Annotated in this window: 24 protein-coding genes; 13 read left to right on the forward strand and 11 right to left on the reverse strand. The window is 65.6% G+C overall.

The window, feature by feature from the left end; translation table 11 throughout:
- Positions 1-107 precede the first annotated feature (107 nt).
- The 5 genes from AAFG13_RS19270 to garD all read left to right on the forward strand — a co-directional run bounded on the left by AAFG13_RS19270 (position 108) and on the right by garD (position 6,581).
- Positions 108-1,013 (forward strand): LysR substrate-binding domain-containing protein, encoded by a 906-nt coding sequence (locus tag AAFG13_RS19270; protein ID WP_342713006.1) that lies wholly within the window; start codon positions 108-110, stop codon positions 1,011-1,013.
- 127 nt (positions 1,014-1,140) lie between these two features.
- A complete protein-coding gene (gene kdgD / locus AAFG13_RS19275) occupies positions 1,141-2,082 on the forward strand; it encodes a 5-dehydro-4-deoxyglucarate dehydratase (protein WP_212315719.1) in 942 nt (313 codons plus the stop codon).
- Positions 2,083-2,113: 31 nt separating this feature from the next.
- On the forward strand, positions 2,114-3,469 hold the full coding sequence (gene gudD / locus AAFG13_RS19280; RefSeq protein ID WP_342713007.1) for a glucarate dehydratase: 1,356 nt from the start codon (positions 2,114-2,116) through the stop codon (positions 3,467-3,469).
- Between the two features lie 17 nt (positions 3,470-3,486).
- On the forward strand, positions 3,487-4,935 hold the full coding sequence (locus tag AAFG13_RS19285) for an aldehyde dehydrogenase family protein (protein WP_342713008.1): 1,449 nt from the start codon (positions 3,487-3,489) through the stop codon (positions 4,933-4,935).
- Positions 4,936-5,042: 107 nt separating this feature from the next.
- On the forward strand, positions 5,043-6,581 hold the full coding sequence (garD, locus tag AAFG13_RS19290) for a galactarate dehydratase (protein WP_342713009.1): 1,539 nt from the start codon (positions 5,043-5,045) through the stop codon (positions 6,579-6,581).
- A gap of 80 nt (positions 6,582-6,661) precedes the next feature.
- Here the strand turns inward: garD and AAFG13_RS19295 are convergent, their stop codons facing one another.
- On the reverse strand, positions 6,662-6,919 hold the full coding sequence (locus AAFG13_RS19295; protein WP_212315726.1) for a hypothetical protein: 258 nt from the start codon (positions 6,917-6,919) through the stop codon (positions 6,662-6,664).
- A 218-nt stretch (positions 6,920-7,137) separates the two neighbouring features.
- Here AAFG13_RS19295 and AAFG13_RS19300 point away from each other — a divergent pair, with 218 nt between their 5' ends.
- Complete coding sequence (locus AAFG13_RS19300; protein ID WP_212315728.1) at positions 7,138-7,344, forward strand: hypothetical protein; 207 nt, start codon at positions 7,138-7,140, stop codon at positions 7,342-7,344.
- A 91-nt stretch (positions 7,345-7,435) separates the two neighbouring features.
- Here AAFG13_RS19300 and AAFG13_RS19305 read toward each other — a convergent pair whose 3' ends face one another.
- The 6 genes from AAFG13_RS19305 to leuC are packed head-to-tail and all read right to left on the reverse strand — an operon-like array spanning position 7,436 to position 13,397.
- Positions 7,436-8,308 (reverse strand): ABC transporter permease, encoded by an 873-nt coding sequence (locus AAFG13_RS19305; RefSeq protein WP_342713010.1) that lies wholly within the window; start codon positions 8,306-8,308, stop codon positions 7,436-7,438.
- Positions 8,305-9,138, reverse strand: a complete 834-nt coding sequence (locus AAFG13_RS19310) for an ABC transporter ATP-binding protein (RefSeq protein WP_342713011.1) — start codon at positions 9,136-9,138, stop codon at positions 8,305-8,307. The genes AAFG13_RS19305 and AAFG13_RS19310 overlap by 4 nt, the downstream gene beginning before the upstream one ends.
- Positions 9,135-10,196, reverse strand: a complete 1,062-nt coding sequence (locus AAFG13_RS19315) for an ABC transporter substrate-binding protein (RefSeq protein ID WP_342713012.1) — start codon at positions 10,194-10,196, stop codon at positions 9,135-9,137. The genes AAFG13_RS19310 and AAFG13_RS19315 overlap by 4 nt, the downstream gene beginning before the upstream one ends.
- The gene (gene leuB / locus AAFG13_RS19320; RefSeq protein WP_342713013.1) at positions 10,196-11,329 is read right to left on the reverse strand and encodes a 3-isopropylmalate dehydrogenase; all 1,134 of its coding nucleotides are present in this window, start codon (positions 11,327-11,329) and stop codon (positions 10,196-10,198) included. The genes AAFG13_RS19315 and leuB overlap by 1 nt, the downstream gene beginning before the upstream one ends.
- Positions 11,326-11,991, reverse strand: coding sequence for a 3-isopropylmalate dehydratase small subunit (gene leuD, locus AAFG13_RS19325; protein ID WP_342713014.1), 666 nt, complete (start codon positions 11,989-11,991; stop codon positions 11,326-11,328). Before leuD ends, leuB begins: the two co-directional genes overlap by 4 nt.
- Positions 11,991-13,397, reverse strand: a complete 1,407-nt coding sequence (leuC, locus tag AAFG13_RS19330; RefSeq protein ID WP_212315739.1) for a 3-isopropylmalate dehydratase large subunit — start codon at positions 13,395-13,397, stop codon at positions 11,991-11,993. Before leuC ends, leuD begins: the two co-directional genes overlap by 1 nt.
- Positions 13,398-13,542: 145 nt before the next feature.
- Between leuC and AAFG13_RS19335 the strand changes: the two genes are divergently transcribed.
- Positions 13,543-14,313, forward strand: coding sequence for a helix-turn-helix domain-containing protein (locus AAFG13_RS19335; protein WP_342713015.1), 771 nt, complete (start codon positions 13,543-13,545; stop codon positions 14,311-14,313).
- Positions 14,314-14,415: 102 nt separating this feature from the next.
- Here the strand turns inward: AAFG13_RS19335 and ald are convergent, their stop codons facing one another.
- The gene (gene ald, locus AAFG13_RS19340; protein ID WP_176533261.1) at positions 14,416-15,531 is read right to left on the reverse strand and encodes an alanine dehydrogenase; all 1,116 of its coding nucleotides are present in this window, start codon (positions 15,529-15,531) and stop codon (positions 14,416-14,418) included.
- A gap of 87 nt (positions 15,532-15,618) precedes the next feature.
- Between ald and AAFG13_RS19345 the strand changes: the two genes are divergently transcribed.
- A complete protein-coding gene (locus tag AAFG13_RS19345) occupies positions 15,619-16,146 on the forward strand; it encodes an Lrp/AsnC family transcriptional regulator (RefSeq protein ID WP_212316444.1) in 528 nt (175 codons plus the stop codon).
- Positions 16,147-16,161: 15 nt separating this feature from the next.
- Here the strand turns inward: AAFG13_RS19345 and AAFG13_RS19350 are convergent, their stop codons facing one another.
- Positions 16,162-16,710: a cytochrome b gene (locus tag AAFG13_RS19350; RefSeq protein WP_342713016.1), complete on the reverse strand. Its 549-nt coding sequence runs from the start codon at positions 16,708-16,710 to the stop codon at positions 16,162-16,164.
- Positions 16,711-17,152: 442 nt separating this feature from the next.
- On the opposite strand from AAFG13_RS19350, the gene AAFG13_RS19355 reads away from it, so the two are divergent.
- Positions 17,153-18,127 (forward strand): hypothetical protein, encoded by a 975-nt coding sequence (locus AAFG13_RS19355; protein WP_249132348.1) that lies wholly within the window; start codon positions 17,153-17,155, stop codon positions 18,125-18,127.
- Between the two features lie 85 nt (positions 18,128-18,212).
- Positions 18,213-18,926 (forward strand): gamma-glutamyl-gamma-aminobutyrate hydrolase family protein, encoded by a 714-nt coding sequence (locus AAFG13_RS19360; RefSeq protein WP_342713017.1) that lies wholly within the window; start codon positions 18,213-18,215, stop codon positions 18,924-18,926.
- A 9-nt stretch (positions 18,927-18,935) separates the two neighbouring features.
- On the opposite strand, the gene AAFG13_RS19365 is transcribed toward AAFG13_RS19360, so the two are convergent.
- Complete coding sequence (locus tag AAFG13_RS19365) at positions 18,936-19,286, reverse strand: hypothetical protein (RefSeq protein WP_212315747.1); 351 nt, start codon at positions 19,284-19,286, stop codon at positions 18,936-18,938.
- Between the two features lie 248 nt (positions 19,287-19,534).
- On the reverse strand, positions 19,535-20,470 hold the full coding sequence (locus AAFG13_RS19370) for a LysR substrate-binding domain-containing protein (RefSeq protein ID WP_212315749.1): 936 nt from the start codon (positions 20,468-20,470) through the stop codon (positions 19,535-19,537).
- A 202-nt stretch (positions 20,471-20,672) separates the two neighbouring features.
- On the opposite strand from AAFG13_RS19370, the gene AAFG13_RS19375 reads away from it, so the two are divergent.
- The 3 genes from AAFG13_RS19375 to AAFG13_RS19385 are packed head-to-tail and all read left to right on the forward strand — an operon-like array spanning position 20,673 to position 23,769.
- Positions 20,673-22,001 carry an MFS transporter gene (locus tag AAFG13_RS19375; protein WP_342713018.1) on the forward strand — a complete coding sequence of 443 codons (1,329 nt, stop codon included), beginning with the start codon at positions 20,673-20,675 and terminating at the stop codon, positions 21,999-22,001.
- Between the two features lie 34 nt (positions 22,002-22,035).
- Positions 22,036-23,061, forward strand: a complete 1,026-nt coding sequence (locus tag AAFG13_RS19380) for an amidohydrolase family protein (protein ID WP_212315753.1) — start codon at positions 22,036-22,038, stop codon at positions 23,059-23,061.
- A gap of 33 nt (positions 23,062-23,094) precedes the next feature.
- Positions 23,095-23,769, forward strand: a complete 675-nt coding sequence (locus AAFG13_RS19385) for an RraA family protein (RefSeq protein WP_212315755.1) — start codon at positions 23,095-23,097, stop codon at positions 23,767-23,769.
- Positions 23,770-23,804 lie beyond the last annotated feature (35 nt).

Genomic DNA, 23,804 nt, shown 5'->3' on the forward strand with positions numbered 1-23,804 from the left:
GCGGCTTCGGCCGCCGCCTTTGTCTTCTTGTTTGTCTTCTTGGCCAGTGGGAGGCATCGATGCTAGAATGTACAAATCCTCGCGCGATCCATTCCAGGCTAGCATCGATGTTCGACCTGAACCAGCTCCGCTGTTTCGTCACGGTGGCCGAGGAATTGCACTTCGGCCGCGCCGCGGCGCGGCTCAACATGACACAGCCGCCGCTGAGTCGGCAGATCCAGGTGCTCGAGCACATCATCGACGCGCCGCTGCTGGAGCGCACCAGCCGTTCGGTGCGGCTGACCCCGGCGGGGCGCAGCTTCCTGCCCGAGGCGCGGCGCATCCTCAAGCTCGCTGAATCCGCTGCGCAAGTCGCTCGCCGCATCGCGCTCGGCAAGACCGGCTCGCTCAAGATCGGCTTCACGGCCGCCGCTGCCTACGGCTTCCTGCCCGATCTGATCGCGGCCGCCCGTTCCCGCCTGCCCGAAGTCGATTTTTCCCTGAAGGAGATGGTGTCCGGCGACCAGTTCGAGGCGCTCACCACAGGCCAGATCGATGCCGGCCTGCTGCGCCCGCCGATCGCGCGGCCGGAATTCGCCAGCCGGCGCGTTGTGGCCGAGCCGCTGCTCGCCGCGATCCCGAAGAAGCATCCGCTGGCTGCGGCCGAGACCGTCAGCATCAAGGATTTCGACGACCAGCCCTTCGTGATGTATTCGCCCTATGAGGCGCGCTACTTCCACGATCTGCTGGTGTCGCTGTTCACGCGCGCCGACGTGCTGCCGCGCTATATGCAGCATCTCAGCCAGATCCACTCGATCCTCGCGATGGTGCGCGCCGGGCTCGGCATCGCGATCGTGCCGGAGGCCGCCGCCAGCCTGAAGATCGCGGACGTCAAGTTGAAGCCACTGAAGCTGCGCACGCCGGTGCCGGTCGAGCTGTTCATGGTGTGGCGGCGCGATCACGAGAACCAGTTGCTGCCGTCCTTGATCGAGATCGCAACCGAAATCGCCGCGCCGCATCTGCGCGGCGATTGATGCAGATTGTGCATCGCTCGATACCGCGTTTGGCTTGGACGCGCATCGAAGCATTCCCTAAGAATTCGGCCATGGACGCGCGCTGCTCGCGCATCCCTGATCCCAACATCATTCAAGGAGTGGCGCCATGAGCAAGATGACCCCTCAGGAAATGGCCGCGAGAATCGGTGGCGGCCTCCTGTCGTTTCCCGTGACCCCGTTCAAGCCGGACTATTCGTTCGACGAGGTGACCTATCGCGCCAACATGGACTGGCTGTGCGGCTATGACGTCGCCGGCCTGTTCGCCGCCGGGGGCACCGGCGAGTTCTTCTCGCTGACGCCGTCTGAAGTTCCGCACGTCGTGAAGATCGCGGTCGAAGAGACCAAGGGCCGCGTTCCCGTGCTGGCCGGCACCGGCTACGGCACCGCAATCGCGCGCGAGATCGCGGTTGGCGCCGAAAAGGCCGGCGCCGATGGCCTCTTGCTGCTGCCGCCCTATCTCACCCATGCCGAGCAGGACGGCCTCGCCGCCCATGTCGAGGCGGTGTGTTCGTCGGTCAAGATCGGCGTCATCGTCTACAACCGCGACAATGCGATCCTGCAGCCCGATACGCTGGCGCGCCTCTGCGAGCGCTGCCCGAACCTCGTCGGCTACAAGGACGGCATCGGCGACATCGAGCTGATGACCCGCGTCTACACCAGGCTCGGCGACCGCCTGACCTATATCGGCGGCCTGCCGACGGCAGAGACCTTCGCGCTGCCCTATCTCGACATGGGCGTGACCACCTATTCGTCGGCGGTGTTCAACTTCGTGCCGGAATTCGCGATCAGGTTCTACGCGGCAGTACGCCGGCGCGATCATCAGACCATCCATGCAGGCTTGAAGGATTTCATCCTGCCGCTGATCGCGATACGCAACCGCAAGAAGGGCTATGCGGTCTCGATCATCAAGGCCGGCATGAAGGTGATCGGCCGCCATTCCGGCCCGGTGCGGCCGCCGCTCACCGATCTCACCGAGCAGGAGATCGCCGAGCTCGCGGCGCTGGTGGCTAAGCTGCCGCAGGCCGCGACCCAGCAGGCGGCGGAATAAGCCGGACGGCCAACGACCAAGGGAGGAGCAGATGATTCAGGACACGATCCGCACCGGCTTTGCCGGCGCCCCCGTCGTCACGGCGATGGAGGTGATCCCGGTCGCCGGCCGCGACGGCATGCTCCTCAATCTGAGCGGCGCACATGCGCCGTTCTTCACCCGCAACCTCGTGGTCCTCACCGACAATTCCGGCCACACCGGCGTCGGCGAGGTGCCGGGCGGCGAGAAGATCCGCAAGACGCTCGAGGACGCCCGCGACCTCGTCGTCGGCCAGACCATCGGCGCCTGCAACAACATCCTGGCGTCGATGCGCCGGACCTTCGCCGACCGCGACGCCGGCGGCCGCGGCAAGCAGACTTTCGACCTGCGCGTTACCATCCATGCAGTTACCGCGGTGGAATCCGCGCTGCTCGATCTGCTCGGCCAGCATCTCAATCTTCCGGTCGCAGCGCTGCTCGGCGAAGGCCAGCAGCGCACGAGCGTCGAGACCCTCGGCTATCTCTTCTTCGTCGGCGACCGCAGGAAGACCAGCCTTCCTTACGTCGAGGGTGAGACCGGCAAGGCGGACTGGTTCAACCTGCGCCATCAGGCAGCGATGACGCCGGAGGCGATCGTGCGCCTCGCCGAGGCGACGCAGGCGCATTACGGCTTTGCCGATTTCAAGCTCAAGGGCGGCGTGCTCAAGGGCGAAGAAGAGATCGAGGCCGTCACCGCGATCGCCAAGCGCTTTCCGAAGGCCCGCGTCACGCTCGATCCGAATGGCGCCTGGTCGCTCGACGAGGCGATCCGGCTTTGCAGCAACATGCATGGCGTGCTCGCCTATGCCGAGGACCCCTGCGGCGCGGAGGCCGGCTTCTCCGGCCGCGAGATCATGGCCGAGTTCCGCCGCGCCACGGGGCTACCGACCGCGACCAACATGATCGCGACCGACTGGCGCCAGCTCTCGCATGCGCTTCGGCTCGGGGCGGTCGACATTCCACTCGCCGATCCGCACTTCTGGACCATGCAGGGCTCGGTGCGGGTGGCGCAGACCTGCCGCGACAACGGCCTGACCTGGGGCTCGCACTCCAACAATCATTTCGACATTTCGCTCGCGATGTTCACCCATGTCGGCGCCGCGGCGCCCGGCAAGGTGACCGCGATCGACACTCACTGGATCTGGCAGGACGGCCAGGCGTTGACCAAGGAGCCGCTGCAGATCAAGGGCGGCAAGATCGCGATCCCGGATCGGCCGGGCCTCGGCATCGAGCTCGATCGCGCTGCCATCGAGGCGGCGAACGCGCTATACAAGCAGCATGGCCTCGGCGCCCGCGACGATGCGCTGGCCATGCAGTTCCTGATCCCCGGCTGGACCTTCGACGACAAGCGTCCCTGCCTCGTGCGCTAACAAGAAAGGTTGGAAACATGACCGCTCACCAGAAGAACTTCATCGCCGGCGAATGGGTCGACGGAACGGGCATTACGCAGGACATCAACCCCTCCAACACGGCCGACGTGGTCGGCGAATACGCCAAGGCCGACAAGGCGCAGACCGAAAAGGCGATCGCCGCCGCGAAGGCCGCCTTCCCGGCCTGGGCGCGCTCGACGCCGCAGGAGCGCTTTGACGCACTGACCAAAGTCTCCGTCGAAATCCTCGCCCGCAAGGAAGAGCTGGGCCGCCTGCTGGCGCGCGAGGAAGGCAAGACGCTGCCGGAAGGCATCGGCGAGGTGGCGCGCGCCGGGCAGATCTTTGCGTTCTTCGCCGGCGAGGCGCTGCGGCTGATGGGCGAGAAGGGCGCATCGGTGCGGCCCGGTCTCGATGTCGAGATCACGCGCGAGCCGGTCGGCGTCATCGGCATGATCACGCCGTGGAATTTCCCGATCGCGATCCCGGCCTGGAAGATCGCGCCCGCGCTCTGCTACGGCAATTCAGTGGTGTTCAAGCCGGCCGAGCTGGTGCCGGGCTCCGCGCACGCGCTGTCCGAGATCATCGCGCGCTCCGGTATTCCCCCCGGCGTGTTCAACCTCGTGGTCGGTTCGGGCTCGGTAGTCGGCCAGACCCTTCTCGAACATCCCGATGTCGCCGCGATCTCCTTCACCGGCTCGGTGCAGACCGGCCGCAAGATCGCGCAGGCCTGCGTGCTCTCCAATCCGATGAAGAAGTTCCAGCTCGAGATGGGCGGCAAGAACCCGCTGGTCGTGCTCGACGACGCCGACGTCAAGGTCGCGGTCGAGGTCGCCGTCAACGGCGCCTATTTCTCGACCGGCCAGCGCTGCACGGCCTCCTCGCGCCTGATCGTCACTGCGGGGATTCACGACCGCTTCGTCGCCGCGATGACCGAGCGGATGAAGGGCCTTTCGGTGGATGACGCGCTGAAGAGCGGCGTGCATGTCGGCCCTGTCGTCGACCAGAGCCAGCTCGACCAGGACCTGCGCTACATCAAGATCGGCCAGGACGAAGGCGCCCGCCTGCACTGGGGCGGCGAGTTGCTGAACCGCGAGACGCCCGGCTTCTATCTGCAGCCCGCGCTGTTCACCGAGGCGACCAACCAGATGCGGATCGCCCGTGAGGAGATTTTCGGCCCGGTCGCCTGCGTGATCCGCGCCAAGGATTACGAGGAAGCGCTGGCGATCTCCAACGACACCGAGTTCGGTCTCGCCTCGGGCATCTGCACGTCAAGCCTGAAATACGCTTCGCACTACAAGCGCAACAGCGAGGCCGGCATGGTGATGGTCAATCTGCCGACCGCCGGCGTCGATTACCACGTGCCGTTCGGCGGCCGCAAAGGCTCGAGCTACGGCGCGCGCGAACAGGGCGCCTATGCCCGCGAGTTCTACACCACGGTGAAGACGGCGTACACGTTCCCGGGTTGAGGTTCGTAGGGTGGATTAGCGTCAGCGTAATCCACCATCGGCACCGCACATCAAACATGGCGGGTTACGCCTTCGGCTAACCCGCCCTACAAACTTCCGGAGTCGTCATGGACCAGTCGATCGGCGCGCAGGAGCCCCGCTACATCAAGCTCAACGCGCGCGACAATGTCGCGATCGTCGTGAATGATTTCGGCTTGCCAGCCGGCTCGCGCTTCGCCTGCGGCCTGACGCTGCGCGCCTTCGTGCCGCAGGGCCACAAGACCGCACTAGACGACATCGCGGAGGGCGCGCCGATCATCCGCTATGGCGAGGTGATCGGCCATGCGCTGTCGCCGATCCTGGCCGGCGAATGGGTCGACGAGGCGCGCATCCGCATGCCCGACGCGCCGCCGCTCGATCAGCTCGAGATCGCAACCGCGGTGCCGTCGGCACTGCCGCCGCTCGAAGGTTTTACCTTCGAAGGCTTTCGCAATCCCGACGGCTCGGTCGGCACCAAGAACATCCTCGGCATCTCCTCCTCCGTGCAATGCGTCAAGGGCACGATGGAATACGCAGTCAAGCGCATCCGCGCCGAGCTCTTGCCGAAGTATCCCAATGTCGACGACGTCGTGCCGCTGACGCATGCCTATGGCTGCGGCGTCGCCATCACGGCGCCCGACGCCGTTGTGCCGATCCGCACCCTGCAGAACCTCGCGCTCAATCCGAATTTCGGCGGCGAGATCCTGGTCATTGGCCTCGGCTGCGAGAAGCTCGCGCCGGAGCGGCTGGTGCCGGAAGGCGTCAGCGACGCCATCGTGCGGATGCAGGACGAAGCCTTTGACGGCTTCGGCGCCATCATCGACGCCATCATGACCCAGGCCGAGGCGCGGCTGAAGGTGCTCAACGCCCGCACGCGCGAGACCTGCCCGGCCGCCGATCTCGTGATCGGCCTGCAATGCGGCGGCAGCGATGCGTTCTCCGGCGTCACCGCAAATCCTGCGGTCGGGTTCGCCGCGGACCTCTTGGTGCGGGCTGGCGCGACCGTGATGTTCTCGGAAGTGACCGAGGTGCGCGACGCAATCCAGCTTCTGACCCGCCGCGCCGTCAACGAGGATGTCGGCCGCGCGCTGATCCGCGAGATGGCCTGGTATGACGCCTATCTGGCCCGCGGCGGCGCCGACCGCAGCGCCAACACGACGCCGGGCAACAAGAAGGGCGGGCTCGCCAACATCGTCGAGAAATCCCTGGGCTCGATCGTGAAATCCGGCTCCGGCCCGATCGCGGGCGTGCTGTCGCCGGGCGAGAAGGCGCGGCAGAAGGGCATGCTGTTCGCCGCGACACCGGCCAGCGACTTCATCTGCGGCACGTTGCAGCTCGCCTCCGGCATGACTTTGCAGGTGTTCACGACAGGCCGCGGCACGCCCTATGGCCTTGCCGCAGCCCCCGTCATCAAGGTCGCGACCCGCAGCGAGCTGGCGCGGCGCTGGAAGGACCTGATCGATTTCGATGCCGGCTGCATCGCGACCGGCGAGAAGACGATCGAGGAAACCGGCTGGGACCTGTTCCGCCTGATCCTCGACGTCGCGAGCGGCCGGACCAAGCCGTGGTCGGACCGCTGGGGCATTCATAACGATCTGACGCTGTTCAACCCGGCGCCGGTCACCTAGCAGCAGCGCAGGCCAACCTGCATATGGAAAGTCCGCCGTGACGAGGTCAGCGGCGGACGATCTCGTGGCCTTGGTCAGGATCAGTCGTCGTCGTGATGAATGACGGTCTTGCTGCGATTGCCGAACTCGTCCTGCTTCTTGATCACCGTGGTCCGATCACTGCGCGGCTCACGCTCCCTGATCACCGTGGTGCGGTCACGATCCCGGTCGCGATATTCATGCGACTCGCCGACCGTGACGCCGGCGCCGACGGGACCGGCACGAACACCGATTTCATCGGCGAATGCGGGCGAAGCGATCGCGGTCACCATGGCAGCGGCAAACAGATACTTTCTCATGACGTCTCTCCTCCTCGAGTGGCAATGTGGAGGAGGAACGTCGGGTGCGACAAACCGTTCCTATGTCGCACCTGCTGCAGAGGCTCCCGCGCGAATGCGGAACATCGCGCAGGGAACCTCGCTGAACAGGCATTCACCTGTGTGGCGAAATGCTAATGTTCCACGCGTTGAATAGCCTGATTTGATGGCCCACGTCCCCATCAACAGGAGGACGTTCCATGAAACAATCGCAGCACTTCCTCGACAATGCGGAGAATTGCGCGCAGCTTGCCGAGCGCGCCGACGACGAGCCGACCTACAATCGCTTCAAGCGCATGGAGGCGGCCTGGCGCGCGCTGGCCAAGGAGCAGGATTGGCTCGACGGCGAAACCTCGTCGTCGGAAACCGCAGCCGCAGCTCCGTCGGAAACCGCAGCCCGAATTTGAGCCAGCCCAGGTCTGGAAATCCAAGGTCTGGAAATCCCATGTCTGGAAATGGCCCGCGCGCGACAAATGAGATGTCGCCGCGGGCCGCTTCCTACTCGGCGCTGCGCTGCCGCTGCCAGCGCAGCAGATAGGCCTGCAGCCGCCAGATGATCGCGGACAGCACGACACCGACCAGCATCAAGACCACGACCGCGACCATCATGCCCGAGGCCTCGCCGCGCGCCTCGGACTCGATGATGAGCCGGCCGATGCCACGCTCGGCGCCGATGAACTCGCCGACGATCACGCCGATCAGCGCGAAGGAGATCGCCGGCGTCAGGGAAGCGAACACCCAGGCCATGGTCGAGGGGATCACCACGGTGCGGGTGATCTGCCACTCGCTGGCGCCAAGCAGCCGCGCCGCGTTGGTGAAACCCTCGTCGATCGAACGCGCGCCCTCGAAAGTGTTGAAGAACACCAGGAACACCACGACGATCCAGGAGGTGACGATCTTCGACATGTCGCCGATCCCGAACGCCAGCACGATGATCGGCGCCAGCGCGATCCGCGGGATCGAATTCACCGCGGTGATGAACGGCTGGAAGATCGCGCTGAGCCGATCGGAGCGCCCGAGGATCAGCCCGGCGGCGAAGCCAGAGACCACGCCGGTGACGAAGCCGAAGAAGGTGTTCTTCAGCGTGATCGCCGTCGCGGCCCAGAGATTGTTCTCGTTGCGCGCCAAGCATTTTGCGAACTCGCCGTTGAACCAGCCGTTGAAGACGCCGAGCTTGGTCGTCAGGCAGCTCTGGATCAGGAAGTTGTCGAAGATCATCGACGGCTTCGAGATGAAGTACGGATCGAGCAGGTCGGGCACCAGCCACGGCAGCTTGGTGCGCAGATCGTAGCCCCATTGCCACACCGACAGCACGACGGCGCAGATCAGGACCTGCCAGCCGATCGTGCTGAGCATGCCGTATCGCCTCATGCGCTGCGGCCCTTGACGAATTCCTCACCGAGCGAGTGCCAGATGTGCTGGAACAGCTCGGCATAGCGCGGAGTCTCACGCACCTTCACCGCATCACGCGGGCGCGCGAAGTCGACTGCGAACATGTCCTTGATGCGGCCCGGCCGCGCCGAGAACAGGATGATGCGATCGGCCAAGGTCAGCGCCTCGCCGAGATCGTGGGTCACGAACAGCACGGTCTGCTGCTCGCGCTCCCAGATCCGAAGCAGCACCTCGTGCATGTCGATCTTGGTGTGAGTGTCGAGCGCGCCGAACGGCTCGTCCATCAGCAGGATCTGCGGCTCGACGATCAACGTCCGCATCAGCGCCGCGCGCTGCCGCATGCCGCCCGACAGCGCCGACGGATAGGCGCTCTCGAATCCCTTCAAGCCTGCCTGCGCGACACATTGCGCGATGCGCTCTTTCCGCTCCTGAGCCGGTACGCCTGATAGTTCCAGCCCATAGCCGATGTTGTCGCCGACGGTCCGCCAGGGAAACAGCGTGTCGCGCTGGAAGACGTAGCCGACATTCGGCGTCGCCTTGCCGGGAATGACGCGCTTGCCGTCGATCAGGATCTCGCCGCCGGTGGGGCGGATCAGCGAGGCGATCATGTTGAGCACCGTGCTCTTGCCGGAGCCCGACGGCCCAAGCAGCGCGACGAACTCGCCGCGGCGGACGTCGAAAGAGACATCGCGCACCGCCTCGATCGTGGTCTTCGCAAGCTGGAACGACTTGCTCAGGCCCTTGACCTCGACGCGGCGGTCGGCCGAGGCGCGCGGCGACAGGGTTGCGCTTGTCTCGAGCGCACTCAACCCGGATAGGCCTTTCGCGCCGCGTCAATGAGAGTGGAGTTGACCACCTCGGCGATCTTGAGCGGCTTGATGCCGGTCATCTCGCGGAACCAGACCTTTTCGCCGCGCGCGAAGCTCGCCGCGTCGACAATACCCTCATAGTCCGCGACCTTCTGGATCGCTGATATCTCCAGCAGATTGGCATCGCGCGAGGTGCTGCCGACATAGGGCTCGATGGCATCATAGACCTCGGCCGCCTTGTGCGTCTTGATCCATTGCGATGCGCGCCATAGCGCGGTGACATAGGCCTGCATCTTGGCCGGATCCTTGTCGATGGTGGCCTGCAGCGTGAAATGCGCTGTTACCGGTACCTTGCCGCCGATATGCTTGTTCCAGATCGCCTCGTCGGTGCCGTCGAACAGCAATTCGCCCCAGCCCTGCTGCTGCGCCTCGTTCAACAGCGACAGCGAAGAGACCAGGATGTCGACCTGCTTCGATTTCAGCGACCCCAGCATGGTGTCGACATTGCCGGTGCCGATCCAGGTCACCTTGTCGTCGAGTCCCATGGTTTCCATGTAGTAGGATGCCCAGACATGGTTGGTGCCGCCAAGCGAGGAGACCGAGACGATCGGCTTGCGGCCGTCGGGCCGTTTCCACTGCGTGAAGGCCTCCAGCGAATTGATGCCCTGGTCCTTCAGATCCTTGCGCAGGATGAACATCACCGAGTTCGACCGTGTGTCGACCGGCAGCAGCACACGCGCGGCGCGGCCGTGATTGGTCAGCTGCATCGGATGGGTGACGTCGCCGATCCCGATGTCGCCCTGCGACGAGGCGATGATCTCGCGGGTCTTCACGCCGCTGCCGCCCTGCACCAGCTTGCAGTCGAGCCCGGCTTCCTTGAAGTAGCCGATGCGGTCCGCAACGAATTGCGTCTGATAGACCGGCACCGCGACCGGATAGATCGCGCGGCCGGTGGCCGCCTGCGCCCATCCACGCCCGGTCGCCAGCGCCGCACCGCCCGCGGCGATCACCGTCAGTGCCGATCGCCTTGAAAGGTGGGGCGTGGTGAGGCGCGCCATCACGCGTGCTCCTTCGCCGAGATCTTGTCGAGCGCGACGAGCACGGCGTCGCCCATCTGGGCGGTCGACAGCTTCTTCGCCCCGGCCTCGGCGATATCGGCGGTGCGCGCGCCGGAGGCGAGCGCGGCGTGCACCGCCTGCTCCAGCAGGTCGGCATCCTCAGGGCGATTCAGCGTCAGGCGCAGCAGCATCGCGACGCTGAGGATCGAGCCGAGCGGATTGGCGATGCCCTTGCCCGCGATATCGGGCGCGCTGCCATGCACCGGCTCATACAGCGCCTTGCGCCGGCCGAAGCGATCCACCGGGCCGAGCGAGGCCGACGGCAACATGCCGAGCGAGCCCGAGGCCATCGCCGCGCAGTCGGACAGGATGTCGCCGAAGATGTTGCCCGTCACCATGACATCGAACTGCCGCGGCTCGCGCACGATCTGCATCGCGGCGTTGTCGACATAGAGATGGGTCAGCTCGACGTCGGAGAACTCCTCCTTGTGCAGCCTGATCACCTCCTCGCGCCAGACCACGCTGGTCTCCAGCACATTGGCCTTGTCGACCGAGCAGACCTTGTTGCGCCGGGTCCGCGCCAGCTCGAACGCCGAGCGCGCCACGCGGCGGATCTGGTTCGTCGTGTACTGCTCGGTGTTGAAGCCGCGGCGCTGGCCATCCGGTAAGGTCTCGATGCCGCGCGGCTCCCCGAAATAGATGCCGCTGGTCAATTCGCGGATGATGACGAAGTCGACACCGTCGAGCACCTCGGGCTTGAGCGGCGCGGATGCCGACAGCGCCGGGCTCGCCACGATCGGCCGCAAATTGGCGTAGAGATCGTATTTGCTGCGCATGCCCAAGAGGCTGCCGGCCTTGCGCGCCGCGGCCGGCACTTCGGTCGTTTCCGGCCCGCCGGTCGCGCCCCACAGGATGGCGTCGGCCTCGTCCATCGCCTCCGCGGTATCCTCCGGCAGCACCTTGCCGGTCGCCAGATACGGGATCAGGCCGTATTGCGCCTCGCGCAAGGTCATCGGCACGTTCCGTTTAGCCGCGAACCACTCGAGCACGCGGCGCGACTGCGCGGTGACCTCGGGACCGATGCCCTCGCCGCCGACGACGGCGACCTTGACCATGTTGGATTGCGTGCTCATGCAGATGTCCTTGAAACGGGTGTCCTTGAAGCGGGTGTGCTCTGAAAATGAATCCAGGGTCGCGCCATGCGGTCGGCAGCCTGGAAGGCGTGGATCTCGTCGTCGCGCTGCAATGTCAGCGCCACCTCGTCGAGTCCCTTCAACAGCCCTTCGCGCCGCCGCGGATCGATCTCGAAGGAATGCCGCGCGCCTGACGGCGAGACGATGGTTTGCGCCTCGAGGTCGATCGAGACCTTGCCGGCGCCCTGCGTCGCCGCGATGTCGGCGGCAAGGGAATCCACCACGGCCTTGTCGACGACGACAGGCAGGATGCCGTTCTGGAAGCAGTTGGCGAAGAAGATGTCGCCGAAGCCGGAGCCGATGACGGCGCGAATGCCGCGCTCCTGCAGCGACCACACCGCGCCCTCGCGCGACGAGCCGCAGCCGAAGTTCGGTCCGGTCACCAAAATCTCAGCATCGCGATACGGCTCGCGGTTGAGGATGAAATCCGGATTCTCCGAGCCGTCGGCCAGATAGCGCAGCGAGCCGAACGCCCATTTGCCGAGCGTGCCGCGGATCGAATTGCCGACCAGGCGCTCGATGCGGATGATCACGTCGGTATCGATATTGGCGCGCATGATCGGCGCAGCGGTCGCGGTGAGCTTGTCGAACGGTTTTGGCATCACTGGCGCCCCATCATCCTGACATCGGCGATCGCGCCGGCAATGGCTGAGGCCGCCGCACTCGCGGGGCTCGCCAGATGTGTCCGCGCGCGTGGCCCCTGCCGGCCGACGAAATTGCGGTTCGAGGTCGAGACCGAACGCTGCCCGGGCGCCACCACCTCGCCATTGGCGGCAAGGCACATCGAGCAGCCCGGCTCGCGCCACTCGAAGCCGGCGTCGATGAAGATCTTGTCGAGCCCTTCGGCGACCGCCTCGCGCTTGACGTTTTCCGAGCCCGGCACCACCCAGGCGCGGACGCCGGCGGCGACCTTGCGGCCGCGCGCGACCTCGGCCGCGGCGCGCAGATCGCTCAGCCGGCTGTTGGTGCAGGAGCCGATGAACACCCAGTCGACCGGCGTGCCGGCGATCGGCGCGCCGCCCTGCAGGCCCATATACTCGAGCGCGGTCTCGATCGCGGCGCGCCGCAAGGGATCGTCGACCGACTTCGGATCGGGAATGAGGCCATCGACGCCGACGACATGCTCGGGGCTGATGCCCCAGGTCACCTGCGGGATGATCTTTTCGACATCGATCACGACCTCGCGGTCGAACACCGCATCGGGATCGCTCGGCAATTCGCGCCATGCCTTGACCGCGAGATCCCACATCTCGCCCTGCGGCGCATAGGGACGGCCGCGCAGGAATTCGAATGTTGTCTCGTCGGGCGCCACCATGCCCATCTTGGCGCCGAGCTCGATCGAGAGGTTGCAGATCGTCAGCCGGCCTTCGATCGGCAGCGCACGGATCGCACTGCCGGCATATTCGACCGCGTAGCCGGTGCCGCCGGCGGCGCCGATATGGCCGATCAGCGCGAGGATCATGTCCTTGGCAGTGACGCCGAGCGGCAGCTTGCCCTCGAAGCGCGCGCGCATCGTCTTCGGCCGGCGCTGGATCAGCGCCTGCGTCGCCAGCACATGGGTGAGCTCGCTCGATCCGATGCCGAAAGCGAGCGCGCCGAGGCCGCCATGGGTGCAGGTGTGGCTGTCGCCGCAGACGATCGTCGCGCCCGGCAGGCTCAAGCCGAGTTCCGGCCCGATGACGTGGACGATGCCCTGGCCGGGCTGGTCGACATCGAACAGCGTGATGCCGCTCGCCGCCGTCTCGGTCCGCAGCGCGGCCAGCAATTCCATGCCGATCTTGCTGGTTCCGGCGCGGCCGGGCGCCGTGGAGAGCGCGTGGTCCGGCGTCGCAAACGTCAGTTCGGGATTGTGAACCTTGAGGCCACGGCTCTTGAGATCGAGCAGGCCGCGCGAGCCGCCGAGATCGTGCAGCAGATGGCGGTCGATATGCAGGAGGTCCGTGTCCTCGCTGAGGCGGGCAATGACATGCTGGTCCCAGATCTTCTCAAGCAAACTTCGTCCGGGCATCCGCCTTCCCCCGCTCTCTGCGTTTCCATGCGGCTTGATCTTATTGACGCCAATCTGTGCCAAAGTTGTCGTCAAGTGAAGCGGTTTTGCCCTAACATCACATATGTGATGGAGGCGCGGTCATTGACCCGCCGCGGAGACAGCCATGCCGAACGCGAATAAGACGGCCATCGTCAAATCGGCCATGCGGTCGTTTGCGGTTCTGGAGTTCTTTCGGGAAACAAAGCGGGCTGCTTCCGTGACTGAAATAGCTTCCGCGCTGGAGATGCCCCAATCGAGCACGTCCGTGTTGCTTCGCAGCCTCGTTGAATTGAACTACCTTGAATACGACCGACAGACCCGGCGCTTCATCCCCAGCTACCGGGTCAATCTGCTTGGTGATTGGATCCGCCGTTCTCCGTTCCGTGATCGAAAGCTCACCGATCTGATGGAGGAACTCTGGACCGCAACGGGCGGCGAGACCGTCATGCTTGGACAACAGGCCGGCGCCGCCGGGATGCGATATCTACACGTTGTCCCCGGCGGCAATCAGCTTCAGTTCATTGCAAATGCCGGTCAAATACGACCGATGGTTCGCACCGCGCTCGGACACGTGCTGCTGAGCCAAATGCCAAACACCAAAATTCGCGGTATCATCCGTCGCAACAACGCTGAGGAGCCGAGTCAGTCGGCGCGCGTTCGCGAAGCGGCCTTTCTCGAAGAGGTCGAGCGCATCCGCCGCCGCGGCTTTTCCGAGTCGAGCGGCCGCACGACGCCGGGCGCAAACACAATCGGCATGCTCGTTCCCCTGCCAAAGCGACGCGCGCCGCTCGCGATCGGCATCGGCGGACCAATCGAACGAATCGCGGCAAAGCGCGCGCACATCATTGAAGTTATGCAGAGCCGGCTGAAAGAACTGACAGATGTGGCGCCGTAGCCCGGATGCAGCGAAGCGCAATCCGGGGGCAGTCCCTCCGCGGAGAGATCGGCCCCGGATTTCGCTTCGCTGCATCCGGGCTACAAATGCGCGTCGAAATTCCTACGACGCCAGCGCTTCCTCCGGCATCACGGCCGACAGATGCTGGCTCTCGGCCACCGCGCGGTTGGTGATGCGGCCGCGATGGACGTTGAGGCCGGCGCGCAGATGCGGATCCTCGACCAGCGCGCGCAGTCCCTTCGACGCCAAAGCCAGGCCGAACGGCAAGGTGGCGTGGTTGAGCGCGTGGCTCGAGGTGACCGGCACCGCGCCCGGCATGTTGGCGACGCAATAATGCACGATGTCGTCGACCAGATAGGTCGGCGCCTGGTGCGTGGTCGCCTTCGAAGTCTCGAAGCAGCCGCCCTGGTCGATCGCGACGTCGACCAGCACCGCACGGCGTTTCATGCCGGCAAGCTGCGCGCGCGAGACAAGTTTCGGCGCGCTGGCGCCGGGCACCAGCACCGCGCCGATCACAACGTCAGCCGCGAAAACCTCCTGCTCGATCGCTTCCAGCGTGGCGTAGCGGGTGCGGACGCGCCCGAGGAAGAGGTCGTCGAGCGCGCGGAGCCGCGGCAATGAACGGTCAAGGATGGTGACGTCGCTGCCAAGGCCTGCCGCCATCCGCGCCGCGTGGGTGCCGACCACGCCGCCGCCGATGATCGCAACGCGCGCCGGCGGAACGCCCGGCACACCGCCGAGCAGCTTGCCCATGCCATCGGCGGATTTGCGCAGCGCAGCGCCCGCGGCCTCGATCGCCAGCCGGCCTGCGACTTCGCTCATCGGCGCGAGCAACGGCAGCCCGCCATGCGCATCGGTCACGGTTTCATAGGCGACCGCCGTGCAGCCGGAGGCGATCAGCCCCGCGGTCTGCGGCACGTCGGGCGCGAGATGCAGATAGGTGAACAGGATCTGGCCCTCGCGCAGCCGGATCCATTCGGACGGCTGTGGCTCCTTCACCTTCACGATCATCTCGGCGACCGAGAACACCTCTTCGGCGGTGTCGGCAATCCGTGCGCCGGCCTGGGTGTAGACGTCATCGCCAGCACCGATGCCGTCACCGGCGCCGCGCTGGACCACCACCTCGTGGCCATGTGCCACATATTCCCGCACCGAGGCAGGCGTCAGCCCGACCCGATATTCCTCGACCTTGATTTCCTTGGGCACGCCGATGCGCATGGTCCGCTCCTTGAAGGATTCGTTTCCGTTAGCCTCAAGGCTATTCCTCGTCACATGGCGTTTCTCAGCGAATTCCAGCTTGTGCACATGCAGATACGCTCATATCCTTCGTTTCCAGCTCAGCCATCGAAGGAAAACTGCGTGGACGGTCTCGATCGTATCGATCTCAGAATCCTCGCCGAGCTGGTCGCCGACGCTCGCGCGAGCCAGATCGAGCTTGCCGAGAAGGTCGGGCTGTCGCCGACCGCCTGCGCGCGGCGCATCCGCCATCTCGAGGAGATCGGCGTGATCCGCGGCTACCGCGTCGACCTCGAACCGACTGCGCTTGGCCTCGTGACAACCGTCGTCGTCACCATCACGCTGGAGAAGCAGAGCGAGGATTATCTCGCAGCCTTCGAGGCCGCGATCGCGCGCTGCCCCGACGTCGTGTCCTGCCATCTGATGTCGGGCAGCGACGATTATCATTTGCAGGTCATCGCCCGCGACATCGCCGACTTCGAGCGCATCCACAAGCAGCATTTGTCGCGGATGCCGGGCGTCGCCCGCATCCATTCCAGCTTCGCGATGCGCGAGGTCGTTCGCCGCACCATTCCGGAAACCGCGCTGCGCGGCTGAAGGCCGACCGCCGCGTCAGAACTGATTGCGGCTCGCGCGCGGCCACATCCGTGCCAGCGTCTCGTCCTTCTTGACGACGACATGCCAGAGCGTCGCCGCGATATGCAGCGCGACCACCGCATAAACGAAGTAGGCAAGCAGGCCATGCGCGAGCTCGCCGGCCTCCGCGACCGCCTTGTTGTCGGCGAACAGGCGCGGCCAGCTGAAGGTCCAGAAATAGCGCAGCGAATACCCGCCGGCCGACGAGAACATGTATCCGGTCACCGGCATCACGAAGAGGATGGCGTAGAGCGCCCAGTGATTGAGCCGTGCCGCGATCCTGACCAGCGGAGAGAACGAGCCCGGCTCCGGCGGCGCCGTGGTCACGGCGCGCACCATCAGCCGCAGGATCGCCAGGAAGAACAGGGTGACGCCGAGCGACTTGTGCACCTCGAGCAGCTCGCGCCGCGGCGACGTCCCTGCCGGCTGCAGTCCGCAATAAAACCCGATCAGCATGGCCGCGATGAACAGCACCGCCGTCGCCCAGTGAATCCTGCGCAACAGCGGATCGTAGCTGGCCGTCATATCCGTCGTCGCAAGGCGCCTTGGCTTGAAGCCGCCCGTGCGGGTTCGGCCCGAAAAAGGAAGGCCGTTCAATAGATGATCGCGCGATGCCTGCCTACGGGGGCGGGCGCCAACTGCGATCACGATCACGAAGGCTGGACTCCCTCCATCGTCATTCCGGGGCGCGCGAAGCGCGAGCCCGGAATCCATTCAACCGCAACCCGGCGGCCCGATGGATTCCGGGCCTGCGCCTTCGGCGCATCCCGGAATGACAAGGGGAGGTTTCGTGGGCCGCGCAGCCACGCGCTCACTGTCACAAACGCCGCGCTGTCACAAACGCTGTCACAATCGGAGCCGCCCGGCCCCGCGCCACACGTATTTTTTAGTCGTGATTCGCCGCCTTCTATGACAGAATTGCTACAATTCAATATCAGTTCGGTTACACGCGGAGCGGTGAATGAGCATGGAGTGGCGGGCGCGGCCGGTTTCGCTGGCTTGGTCGAATCCGGTGGTCCGGTGGTGGGGCTTCCTGAGCCTCGTCAGTGCCGCCAACATCGCGATCTGGTTCGCGCTGTACCGACAGTTCCACGAGCAGTCGAACGGCAGCCTCAGCAATACGTCCGGCATCGGCCTGATGCTACTGCTCTGCGCGGCCTATGTGTTCGGCTGCGCCTTCCGCTCGGTGCTGCCGCGCGCCGACGTGCAGCGCATCTGCCTGTTTGACACCTGGCTGTCGAGCGTCGTGGTCGGCCGCACCGTCGCGACCGTCGCCGAGGTCTGCTTCGCCGCGCAATGGGCGATCATCCTGTATCAGCTCGGCACCATGACCGGCGCCGAGACCACCATCAACATCGCCTGGATCATCGTGCCGCTGATCGTGATTGCGGAATGCTTCTCCTGGTATGCGGTGCTGACCACCCATTATCTCTGCAACGCGATCGAGAACTCGATCTGGGCCGTGGTGTTCTTCCTGGTCGGGATCGCGCTGTGCCGGCTGCTGCCCGAGTTTCAGGGCCCGGTGCGCTGGGCCTTCATCGTCGCGATCGTCGGCATCGCCGCCTTCCTCGCCTTCCTGATGACCGTCGACGTCCCGATGTATCTGAACCGCTGGCGCGCCAATCTCGCCGCCGGCGGCACGCTGCTGCATCCGCTCGATGGCCTGCGCGACGTCAGCCGGCGCTGGGTCGTGACCCACGACATCGCCGAGTGGCGCGAGGAGATCGCCTGGATGTCGCTGTATTTCAGCATGGCGGTCTGGTCGAGCCTCGCGCTCTGCGTCGGCTACTCGCTCGAGGATCAGCTGCCGCGTTACCGCACCGAGCCTGCGATCGTCGCGACGACGCCGACGATCGAAAGCCCGATACCGGCGATCTTCAGCACGACGCCGGCGGCGCAGCACACCGCAACGATCGACGCGATGGCGCCGTCGCGGAATTGACCGGCGGCCGCGCCGCACAGCTTGCGGCCGTCAGCGCTTCCGGAGTAAACGCTGAGGCATCCCCGCCCATCCGTCAGCGCGTTCCATGCCCCGCATCACCATCATCGAAACCGGGCTCGTCAGTCCGCAGTTCCGCGAGCGCCACGGCAGCTATCCGCAGATGTTCCAGCGGATGGTGGCCACGGCCGATCCGTCGGTCGCCTGCGACGTCGTCGGCGTCGCCAACGGCGAGGCACTTCCGGATCCGGCCACACTGGATGCGATCCTGATCACGGGATCGGCGGCCGGTGTCTATGACGATGTCGCCTGGATCGCGCCGCTCGAAGCCTTCGTGCGCACGGCCCATGACAAGCGCGTTCCGATGGTCGGCGTCTGCTTCGGCCACCAGCTGATCGCGCAGGCGCTCGGCGGCACCGTGCGCAAATCGGAGAAAGGCTGGGGCATCGGCCGTCACGTCTATCGGCTGGCACCGGACAACGGGCTGATCGACGGCGAGACGATCGCGGCGGCCGCCTCGCATCAGGACCAGGTGATCGCCCCGCCCGCCTCCGCACGCACCATCATGGCGTCCGCGTTCACACCGCATGCCGGGCTGCTCTATGCCAACGGCACCACGCTGTCGGTGCAACCGCATCCGGAATTCACCGTCGACTACGCCGACGCGCTGTGCGATCTGCGCCGCGGCCTCGCGCCCGATGCCGTGGTCGAAACCGCCAAGGCGTCGCTCACCGCACCTCTCGACCACGCCACGCTCGGCGGCGTGGTGACGCGCTTCCTCACACGCCATACGCCCGCGTAAGACAGTGCCTCAGGTCATGCTGCCCGGCATGAAGCAGCGCACGCGCGGGTGGCCGTCGATATAGTGCTTCCACACCATGGTTCGGCCGATCTTGTTCGGCTCGGTGATCAAGGCCTCGTTCGGCACCACGACCCATTCGTCGTCGATGTGCACGCGATAATGACCGTGGTCCGACTCCCAGTCCGGATCGGCGACCACCGATCCGTCGGCGTCGGAACAGCATTGTCCGTAGCCGCTGTGCAGGCTTTCAAACCAGGGTTTCAGAGGTGAATTGGCGTAGCGGCCGTCGTCGCGCGCCAGGGTCGGCGATGTCAGCCACATCGCCCCCAGCAGCAGTGCCGCACGCGTGATGGCGTGCATGTTGTGGTCTCCGCAGATCTGATCCAGCTGCGGGCGCGCATCACTTACTGTTCGCCGGCGACATTGCCGTCGCGGGCGAAACACGACGAATCGGCGCCCCAGCACCTTGCATTGAAGTATGCAAGAGTGACGCCAGACTGCATTCCGGGAGACTACGGCCGACGAAAGTATGGGAGCGCGGACCGTCGCGTGCCACGCACGGCAGGTCGCCATCTCAAGCGCGCGCGTTTGCCTTCGGCGCAGCTCGATCAGCGGATCGCCGCAGCGACCTCGGGGACCAGCGGCGGTGCACTTCGCGACGCCGCCTGCAGCGCGCATTCGACGAACCGGCGCGGCAGCAGCGAGGCGTTCGAGCGCATCGCCACCAGCATGCGGCTCTCCGCATCCGGCGTGTCCAGCGCTTTCGCGACAACGTTCATGACACCGGCCTGCTGGTAGCATGACGGCAGAATCGACAGTCCGATCCCGGCCGCAACAAGGCTAAGCACCGTGCGCAGTTCATGCGCTTCCTGCGCGATCCGCGGCGCGAAGCCGGCGCGCCGGCACAGCATCGCCGCCTGGTCACCGACGCCGCAACCGCTCTCCGCCATGCCGACGAATTCGTGCTCGGCAAGGTCGGCAACGCTGAGCTTGCCGGGTGCGGCGGCAAGCGGATGATCGATCGGCAGGAACACCATCAGCCGGTCGCGCCAGACGACATGAACCTGCAGATCGGCCGCCGGCCGGAAATCCAGCGGCGGCCGCATGATCGCGACGTCGAGCTCGGCGTCGGCCAGCGCCTGCAACTGTTTTGCCGTCGACATGTGCCTGAGCTCGATCTTCACCCGCGGATAGCTGCCGCGGAAGCTGCGGAACAGTACGGCGAACATCTCGAGCATCGGAACCGAGTCGGTAAAGCCGACACGAACGGCGCCGGCCTCCCCGCGCGCGGCGCGGCGCACGGTCTCCGACGCCAGATCGAGCTCGCTGACGGCACGCCGTGCGTGCTCCAGCAGCAATTGGCCGGCCTGGGTGAGCTCGACCGCACGCCGCGTCCGCGACAACAGCTGGGTGCCGAGCTCCTCCTCCATCGCCTTGATCTGCGTGCTCAGCGGCGGCTGGCTGACATGCAGCCGCTTGGCGGCGCGGCTAAAGCTGAGCTCTTCGGCGACCGCGATGAAGTAGCGAAGCTGCCTGTAATCCATCGCTTATTCCGTTTCCCTATAAGTGACGGGTCAAAGCGGTATTTGACCTCCCAGGTCCGTTTCCCGATCTTGGCGCCAAAACGCGGATGCTCCAAGGGGCAACACGCGCAGCCGGTCAGCCATGCGAAATCGCCGCGAATAACAGGCGCTCCGCCCGGCTCGGATCACAGGCGCGATAACTAGAAAGCAAGGGAGGATTCCAATGGGCCAGGCGTCCGTCAGCGAACTCGAACAGCAAACCATCCGCCGGGTCTATTGGCGGCTGATCCCGATCCTCTTCGTCATGATGTTCTTCAACTATCTCGACCGCATCAATCTCGGCTACGCCGGGCTGACGATGAACAAGGACCTCGGCCTCAGCCCTGCGATCTTCGGCTTTGCAGCCAGCATCTTCTTCCTCGGCTACATGGTGCTCGAGGTGCCGAGCAATCTGATGCTGCACTGGCTCGGCGCCCGGATCTGGCTCGCGCGCATCCTGATCACCTGGGGCCTCGTCGCCACGCTGACCGCCTTTGTCTGGAATCCGCTGAGCCTCTATGTGATGCGGTTCGGCCTCGGCGTCGCGGAAGCCGGCTTCATGCCCGGCGTGGTGCTGTATTTGACCTATTGGTTCCCCGCGCGCTATCGCGCCCGCGCGGTCGCCGGCTACATCATCGCCGGCTCGTTCTCGGCCGTGCTCGGCGGACCGATCTCGACCAGCATCATGACCTTCCTCGACGGCGCGTCCGGCCTGCATGGCTGGCAATGGATGTTCATCGCCGAGGGCGTGCCGACCATTCTGCTTGGCCTCTTCACGCTCTATTATCTGACCGACCGTCCCGCCAAAGCGAACTGGCTCACCAAAGAGCAGGCCGCCTGGCTGGAGGGCGAGCTCGCCGCCGAGCGGGCCGAGATCGAACAACAGGGGCAGCACAGGTTGATCGAATGCGTGCTCGATATCAGGGTCTGGCTGCTGGCGGCGTTGTTCGGCTGCGCGCTGGTCGGCATCTATGGCCTGCTGTTGTGGCTGCCGCAGATCATCAAGGGCATGGGCAATCTCAGCAACATCGAGGTCGGCTTCCTGTCGGCGATCCCGCCGCTGCTCGGCGTCGTCGGCACCATCGTGGTCAGCCGCAGCTCGGACAAGACAGGCGACCGCAAGTTTCATCTCGCGGCCGTCTATCTGCTCGCCGCCGTCGCCATGCTCGGCAGCGCCTATGTCGCAAGCCCGGTGCTGGCCTTCGTGTTCCTCTGCATCGTCGGCTTCAGCCTGAACGCCGGAAATCCCTTGTTCTGGAGCATCAACGCCTCGCTGCTGACCGGCGCGGCCGGCGCCGCCGCGATCGCCATGGTCAACACGCTGGCGCAGTTCGGCGGCCTGATCGGCCCGTGGTGCATCGGCCTGATCAAGGACTCCACCGGAAGCTTCTCCTGGGCGCTGGTCGGCATCGCCGGCTTCCTGTTCGTCGCCTCCGCCATCGCCGCCACCATGCGGGTCAAACCGCGCGAGACGGAATTGACGGGCGCGATTCCGTCATCCGTCGCACACTGACAACCCTGCCAAGGGGAACAACAAGGACGCAACCATGATCATCGACTGTCACGGCCATTACACCACCGAGCCGGCCAAGCTGCAGATCTTCCGCGACAAGCAGCTCGCCGGCCTCGCCGACAGATCGCGCCGGCCGCTCACCACCAATCTCGGCATCACCGACGACGAGATCCGCACCAGCGTCGAGGGCGCGCAGCTTCGCCTGCAGAAGGAGCGGGGCACCGACGTCACCATCTTCTCGCCGCGCGCCGCCGGCATGGCACACCATGTCGGCAAGGAAGCGACCAGCCGGGAGTGGACCACGATCTGCAACGACCTCGTGCACCGGGTCTGCACGCTGTTCCCGCAGAATTTCGTTCCCGTCTGCCAGCTGCCGCAGAGCCCGGGCGTGCAGCCCAAAAACTGCATCGAGGAGCTCGAGCGCTGCGTGACGCAGCTCGGCTTCGTCGGCTGCAACCTCAATCCCGATCCCGCCGGCGGCTATTGGTGCGATCCGCCGCTGACCGATGAATGGTGGTATCCTCTGTATGAGAAGATGGTCGAGCTCGACGTGCCGGCGATGGTCCATGTCTCTTCGTCCTGCAATCCCTGCTTCCACGGCACCGGCGCGCATTACCTCAACGGCGACACCACCGCCTTCATGCAGTTCCTGACCTCGGACATCTTCAAGCGCTTCCCGACCCTGCGCTTCATCATCCCGCATGGCGGCGGCGCGGTGCCGTATCACTGGGGCCGCTACCGCGGCCTCGCCCAGGACATGAAGCTGCCGCCGCTGTCGGAGCATCTGTTGAAGAACGTGTTCTTCGACACCTGCGTCTATCATCTCCCCGGCATCGAGCTGTTGACCAGGGTGATCCCGGTCGAGAACATCCTGTTTGCGTCGGAGATGGTCGGTGCGGTCCGCGGCATCGATCCCGAGACCGGGCATCACTTCGACGACACCCGCCGCTACATCGACGCGCTGCCGCTGAACGCGGAGGACAAGGCCAAGATATTCGAAGGCAATGCCCGCCGGGTCTATCCGCGCCTCAACGCCCATCTCGACCGCCGCGCACACTAGCCGACCGCGCCGACAACACACCGGAGAACACCGATGGCCATAGGATTTGTAATTCACAAGGCGAAGCGGAAAGTGTCGCCCGACCTCGTCGCGCGCTACCGCACGCTGCCGGTCGCCAATATCAGCGACGTGATGTCGCGGATCACCGGCACCAACCGGCTGCGGCCGATGCATGCGGGCGGCTGGCTCGGCGGCCCGGCGCTGACCGTGAAGACCCGGCCCGGCGACAATCTGATGGTGCACAAGGCGATCGATCTCGCCCAGCCGGGCGACGTGATCGTGGTCGACGCCGGCGGCGTCCTGGTCAACGCCATCATCGGCGAGATCATGTCGACGCTGGCCGAGAAGAAGGGCGTCGCGGGCTTCGTGATCGACGGCTCGATCCGCGATGCCGGCGCGATCCGCGCCGGATCGTTCCCGGTGTTTGCCGCCGGCGTCGCCCATCGCGGGCCCTACAAGGACGGCCCGGGCGAGATCAATTGCGCCATCTCGATCGACGGCATGATCGTCGAGCCCGGCGATCTCATCGTGGCCGACGACGACGGCGTGCTCTGCGTGCCGCATGACGACGCCGAGGCCGTCTGCAAGCTGACCGAGGCCAAGAAGGCGACCGAGGAAAAGGCCATCCAGCAGATCCTCGCCGGCACCAGTGACCGCCGCTGGGTCGATGAGGCCCTGCAGCGGCTCGGCTGCGAGTTCAAGGACTGACCTGCGGCCGCCGCCCAGGAGGCGGGATGCCTGCC

The sequence above is a fragment of the Bradyrhizobium sp. B124 genome, from assembly GCF_038967635.1.
Classification (GTDB): domain Bacteria; phylum Pseudomonadota; class Alphaproteobacteria; order Rhizobiales; family Xanthobacteraceae; genus Bradyrhizobium.

Coding starts and splice junctions, on each gene's coding strand:
- AAFG13_RS19270 (WP_342713006.1), top strand. CDS start 108: ATGTTCGACCTGAACCAGCTCCGCTGTTTCGTCACGGTGGCCGAGGAA.
- kdgD (WP_212315719.1), top strand. CDS start 1,141: ATGAGCAAGATGACCCCTCAGGAAATGGCCGCGAGAATCGGTGGCGGC.
- gudD (WP_342713007.1), top strand. CDS start 2,114: ATGATTCAGGACACGATCCGCACCGGCTTTGCCGGCGCCCCCGTCGTC.
- AAFG13_RS19285 (WP_342713008.1), top strand. CDS start 3,487: ATGACCGCTCACCAGAAGAACTTCATCGCCGGCGAATGGGTCGACGGA.
- garD (WP_342713009.1), top strand. CDS start 5,043: ATGGACCAGTCGATCGGCGCGCAGGAGCCCCGCTACATCAAGCTCAAC.
- AAFG13_RS19295 (WP_212315726.1), bottom strand. CDS start 6,919: ATGAGAAAGTATCTGTTTGCCGCTGCCATGGTGACCGCGATCGCTTCG.
- AAFG13_RS19300 (WP_212315728.1), top strand. CDS start 7,138: ATGAAACAATCGCAGCACTTCCTCGACAATGCGGAGAATTGCGCGCAG.
- AAFG13_RS19305 (WP_342713010.1), bottom strand. CDS start 8,308: ATGAGGCGATACGGCATGCTCAGCACGATCGGCTGGCAGGTCCTGATC.
- AAFG13_RS19315 (WP_342713012.1), bottom strand. CDS start 10,196: ATGGCGCGCCTCACCACGCCCCACCTTTCAAGGCGATCGGCACTGACG.
- leuB (WP_342713013.1), bottom strand. CDS start 11,329: ATGAGCACGCAATCCAACATGGTCAAGGTCGCCGTCGTCGGCGGCGAG.
- leuD (WP_342713014.1), bottom strand. CDS start 11,991: ATGCCAAAACCGTTCGACAAGCTCACCGCGACCGCTGCGCCGATCATG.
- leuC (WP_212315739.1), bottom strand. CDS start 13,397: ATGCCCGGACGAAGTTTGCTTGAGAAGATCTGGGACCAGCATGTCATT.
- AAFG13_RS19335 (WP_342713015.1), top strand. CDS start 13,543: ATGCCGAACGCGAATAAGACGGCCATCGTCAAATCGGCCATGCGGTCG.
- ald (WP_176533261.1), bottom strand. CDS start 15,531: ATGCGCATCGGCGTGCCCAAGGAAATCAAGGTCGAGGAATATCGGGTC.
- AAFG13_RS19345 (WP_212316444.1), top strand. CDS start 15,619: ATGCAGATACGCTCATATCCTTCGTTTCCAGCTCAGCCATCGAAGGAA.
- AAFG13_RS19350 (WP_342713016.1), bottom strand. CDS start 16,710: ATGACGGCCAGCTACGATCCGCTGTTGCGCAGGATTCACTGGGCGACG.
- AAFG13_RS19355 (WP_249132348.1), top strand. CDS start 17,153: ATGGAGTGGCGGGCGCGGCCGGTTTCGCTGGCTTGGTCGAATCCGGTG.
- AAFG13_RS19360 (WP_342713017.1), top strand. CDS start 18,213: ATGCCCCGCATCACCATCATCGAAACCGGGCTCGTCAGTCCGCAGTTC.
- AAFG13_RS19365 (WP_212315747.1), bottom strand. CDS start 19,286: ATGCACGCCATCACGCGTGCGGCACTGCTGCTGGGGGCGATGTGGCTG.
- AAFG13_RS19370 (WP_212315749.1), bottom strand. CDS start 20,470: ATGGATTACAGGCAGCTTCGCTACTTCATCGCGGTCGCCGAAGAGCTC.
- AAFG13_RS19375 (WP_342713018.1), top strand. CDS start 20,673: ATGGGCCAGGCGTCCGTCAGCGAACTCGAACAGCAAACCATCCGCCGG.
- AAFG13_RS19380 (WP_212315753.1), top strand. CDS start 22,036: ATGATCATCGACTGTCACGGCCATTACACCACCGAGCCGGCCAAGCTG.
- AAFG13_RS19385 (WP_212315755.1), top strand. CDS start 23,095: ATGGCCATAGGATTTGTAATTCACAAGGCGAAGCGGAAAGTGTCGCCC.